Genomic DNA, 4,759 nt, shown 5'->3' with positions numbered 1-4,759 from the left:
ATGTAGTCTTGTTGCTGCAGGTTGAGCTGGGCCCTTTCGTCCTGTCGGGGTTTGCATTGMAGTAGATACCAATGAGCGCTATTGGGGGTATTGGTCAGCATTCTGGAGAGCTCCGTACATAGCTTGTTTTTAAGCACGGCGGGCCTGATTAGTCGGGGGGAGACACCGTCGTGCTTGCTAGTAGGTAGTAGGCCAACGAGACCTTAAAAAAATGATCCCAGAAGCGTCATGTTTATTATTGGCAGTTGCAGGTGTTTCAGGAATGAGCTTATATGTGTTTCAGAAATGATCTTATATGTGTTTCAAGTGTGAAGCAGTTCGGCAGTGTATATGGATATTTGTATATGTAATGAAAGCGCTACAACTTTATCAGGGTTAAAGCTACCGCACGGTTCGCACTTGGCGCCCGATAAACAACGGTGTTTCACGTGTTGCCCAGGATATCAGATGCTGCTGCACTCTTGGAATATCCGCCTGAGTTATATAGTTATCGGCCACTCTAAGCGGTCTGTCAAACATAAGAAGTCAAAAGGCATGCCTTTTATCTACTTGTGTGATGTATTGCTCGTAATAGATTGTTTTTGTTGAAAAATAGTGTTCTATCGGAAAAATTAAACTTTCTGTGATGGCGATAGTCTCTCGGAGCTAGTGCACTATTGAGCTGAGGTGGTGCCGGTGTATTTGTTAATCATTCTATTCTGCACGTGCTATATGCCATTTTCGCGTACATTTGGCGCGCTTTTGGTGCACAACTTATGGTTGGAGTGCGTAAGAACCCCGTGATGCTTCATTTATTCAAGGGTGGTTTCTGTTTGATGGCAATTTGAAATGTGCCAAAATTTGGGTGTGTCGCTGTTTCTTTATACGTTGTAGTTACAAGAGTCTTAATGCTTTGGCAGTCGGACTTAATGTGCGAAGTAATCGTGGGGCAGACAGGTCGAGGGAAGAGTGTCGCACAGGGTGCGATGAGCGACCGGGGAAGGTCGCTCAGTTGCAGCGGTATTAAAAAAGGATATAGGCGGATGCGGTCGTCTGATTCAGGTTGATCTCGCCGACCTCCAGAACTTCGTATTCAGCACGCAGGCCGATGTTGCGAAAGACATCGACCTCCAGGCCGACACCGTAGGTCAGATCAACCCCGGTATCGTCGTCGGTGGCATTGCCGTCGGCGTCCCAGGCGTGAGCACCGACACTGCCGAATACCCGCATCCGATCGCCCAGCGGAAAGCCGAGATGGGCGGCAGCCTGAGCCGATTTGCCTTCGAAATCGACATTCTTGTCCTTGAATTGACCGAGATCGACGTAGGCCCCCTCGAAGGCCAGGTAACTATTGACGCGATACCCGGCATAAACCTTGTAGCTGTTGTCGTCGTCGTCCAGTCTGGATTCGTCGGTCTGAATGCTGCTTACGCCAGCTCCAAGATATAAACCTTTGTCATCAGCGAGCGCCTGAAAAGACAGCAACGATAGCAGTGAAGCGAAGCCAAGGTTTCGAAGTCGCATGTGTGGTGGAGTCCTTGTACAGGTTTGTCAGGTGTTAGGGTTCGGCGAGCATTTGAGGGGCCGTGAGGGGTTAATAGAAGTCATTGATTGATATTTTTGCGTCGTAAGGCGGGATGTTTGCCGGGCATTGAAAGTAGCGTCTTGCCAACGCTTGAACAGGCAGCGCTTTGCAGAACAACCAGCCTTGCGCCAATAGAACCCCCTCCGAAACCAGATGCGGCAGTTGCTCCTGAGTCTCGACACCTTCGGCCACGACCTTGAGTCTCAGCGACTTGGCCAACCGGGCAATGTGTCGCCACAAGGCATCCTCGGCAGCGATCTTGTCGTCTGCGATCAATGAGCGATCTATTTTCAGAATGTCGAAAGGCACCGAATCAAGAAGCGAGAGGTTGGAATAGCCGATACCGAAGTCGTCCACGGCAATGCGATGTCCACACGCACGAAGCCGTTGCAATTGCCGGGCGGCAGGCTTCTGATCGAGCAGGGTCCTTTCGGTGATTTCAAAGGCCATGGCGGACACAGGCATGTTGTAGGTTGCCAGCACGCTGGCCACATAGTCTGGGAAGCTCGGGTCCTGAATATCCCGGGCGCAAAGATTGACCGTAATGTAGAAGTCCTTGCACGCCCAAAGGCAGGAGCTGTAATCCTCCGCCACTTGTCGAATCACCGAGCGCGTCAGTTTGCGGATCAAGTCAGACTTCTCCGCCACTGGAATGAAAACATCCGCAGGCACGTGGGTGCCGTTGTCGCTCCAGTGAGAAAGTGCTTCGGCGCCCACCAGATAGCCCGTCGTCAAGTTAACGATAGGCTGGTAGTGAACACCCAGCGTGTTGGTTTTTATGGCATTGCGAAGTCGTACGGCGATAGAGGTGTAATACCGTTGGGCACACCTTGCGAGCAAGAGCAGCGCTGCGAACACGCACACAAGGCCAATGAATAATTTGAATTTGAGACTTGTCAGGTAACTCAACGGAAGAGAAATGACGGCGATCAGTTCATTTCGGTTGCCCGCAAAGGCAATCAGGACCTTGTCTGGCGAGGTAACCAGTTCGTCCAGGTGGAACGGCTTCTGCATCTTCAGCGGCTGAGGGCCCGTGGAAGCAATGGGCACAGCGCCGCCGGGGCCGATGAGGTCCAGTTGCAGGTCCTCTGGAAACTTCAAATTGTCGAGCAGGATCTTCTTGTTTGCCCAGACGTAGGTTGACTGTTCCGACACAATGATGAAGTCGGTGTCCGCAGAAGCTGCGTGGCCGGAACCTACCCAATAAGTGCGTCTTCCAATTGAGAACTTGCGCTTCTCATTGCCTGCCAGTACTGAAGGGAGTTCTTGTCCGTAGGAGGAGCAGATCTTGCCGTTGGGCAACTGGATTGCCGCTTGATCGACAAATCGCAGGTTCTTGACCAGGTCAGCCAGTTGTGAATATTGATCGACGGAGCATTCCTGACCCGAACGATCAAGATCGCCGAGGTTTTCCAGTGCTTTGTCGATCTGCGCATTGGGCTCCACTTGAGCAGCGCGCAGATCGGCGTAAACGTTATTCAACTTCCGTTCAATGAATTGCTCAGCCAGTCCCCCGGCACAAAACCATGCGGCCCAGCCCGCTGCAGCAATCAGACATACAGTGACTGCGTGCCTTCCAAGTAACGCTTTATATGCGGCAACCATCGAAAAACCTCGAGGTATCATTATTTCACTGTGCACTCTGTATTCACGGATTGAACGTCTTCAGTACCCGTCAATAACCCAGGCCAATAAGATGCCGCTGGCATAGGCGGTAATGCACAGAATGATTTTCTGCTTGAGTGGCAGTGTGTTTATTCGATGATGCATGCTTATTTCCTTGAATGGGCAAATAGGCAATGGTGGGTCCCTATGGTTAATCAAAGGAAATTATTAATCATCATTTGCAGGGCTTGGCTGAGTTGCGCCTGGCCGTTTCTGACGGAGTCTCTCCGTAAGCAATCTGATACGCCTTGGAAAACCGACCCAGATGGTGGAAATTCCAGTACATCGCGGTTTCTGTCACGGTGGGCCACGTTTTATTGATCAGATCGCGGCGGGCACTGGCGAGTCTCAGGTTTCTGATGTAAGCGATTGGCGACATCCCGAACGTTTCAATAAAGCCAAAATGCAGGGTGCGAGTGGTGGTATCAAGTTGCCTTACCAGCGATTTTATAGTGAGCGTTTTTTTTGTGTTTTCATGAATGTACTCTATAGCTTCTATCGCCACCTTTCTTCTTGTCGGGACTTTACGGCTGAAGCCACCAGCGGGTGTCAACGACTGCAATAGAGAAGCAAGCACCGCACTTTCAATCGCTGAACCCTGTGCTTCGCTGTGCTGTGAAGAATCAGAGTCGTTGATGTCGACACAGCAAGCGCTGATGGCTTGAACGGCAGATTGTATGAATTGATAGTTTTCAGCCTGGAAGCTGTGTTGTGTTCTGTTGGCAAGTATATCCATGACCGCGTGATGTTGGCGGCACCGGTCATAGTTTTCCAGTGTTGTGGTTATGCTGAAAAGTGTTTCATTCGGTTCGCAGGTGTAATGCACCGATTCATCGCTGTGCAGTACGATGATTTCGTCAGGCCGTAGTTTGTGATTGTTTACGACGGGGCGTCCAATCGGAGGCTGCGAGATGGCGAATGTCACGAATCCGGCAGGAACAGAACTGACCAGCGTCACGGATGAGTCGAACTCAAGGCGACTGCACTGCAGTTCCGGGCTGTGAAAGAGTTTATGTTGCCGAATGCGTGCCTCTTGCTCGGTTGGAATAAGGCTCATTTCCCATTTGCCTATTGTTCTGTTCAGTTGGCTCGGCAAGGCAGAGGACAAATGAAAGATCTCGTCGGGCGGTGCGATACTCATGAAATTGAAGGCTCATCTGTTAAATGATTAGGGTCAAGCCTGACGGGCAGTCGTGGAGAAGATACGCAATTCGGCGTCCTTGCTGTCGGTGAGTTCGACCCCATTGCCATTGGCTTTGAACGGGTTGTCAGAGTCCCCGGATCAGTTCCAGCTCCGCCGAAAATGCGTACTTGCTGTCCAACGGTGAATCATCCATGTGTTGAACGTTGCGCGGGTCAATTTTCGAACTGAAGATCTGCGATTGGGGTTTCATCGGGTCAATGGCTGCAGCTGTAAAGGCGTAAAAGTCGTCAATACGATAACCGTTTTTTACCTGATAGCTGTTTTTCACTGCACTTGGTACCTTCTTGTTGGTTTCGACACTCGTCAATTTGGCACTGTAGACGCTC

4 protein-coding genes and 1 pseudogene are annotated in these 4,759 nt (G+C 50.7%); all 5 read right to left on the bottom strand.

The genetic code is table 11. The features are described 5' to 3' along the window. Positions 1 to 101: pseudogene (locus AC1DVH_RS26120) on the bottom strand (transcription/translation regulatory transformer protein RfaH); the annotation flags it as partial. Between the two features lie 901 nt (positions 102 to 1,002). Then, positions 1,003 to 1,503: an outer membrane beta-barrel protein gene (locus AC1DVH_RS26115; protein WP_477756227.1), complete on the bottom strand. Its 501-nt coding sequence runs from the start codon at positions 1,501 to 1,503 to the stop codon at positions 1,003 to 1,005. A gap of 70 nt (positions 1,504 to 1,573) precedes the next feature. Continuing rightward, entirely contained in the window at positions 1,574 to 3,169 is a 1,596-nt protein-coding gene (locus AC1DVH_RS26110) for an EAL domain-containing protein (RefSeq protein WP_477756226.1), read from the bottom strand. 235 nt (positions 3,170 to 3,404) lie between these two features. After that, positions 3,405 to 4,370, bottom strand: coding sequence for an AraC family transcriptional regulator (locus tag AC1DVH_RS26105; protein ID WP_477756225.1), 966 nt, complete (start codon positions 4,368 to 4,370; stop codon positions 3,405 to 3,407). A 127-nt stretch (positions 4,371 to 4,497) separates the two neighbouring features. Next, on the bottom strand, positions 4,498 to 4,759 hold a 262-nt coding region (locus AC1DVH_RS26100), incomplete at its 5' end, for a hypothetical protein (protein WP_477756224.1).

Source organism: Pseudomonas sp. P4_C3 (genome assembly GCF_056402075.1).
Note: the sequence above shows the minus strand (reverse complement) of the source record. Positions and strands in the feature narration are given on the sequence as shown.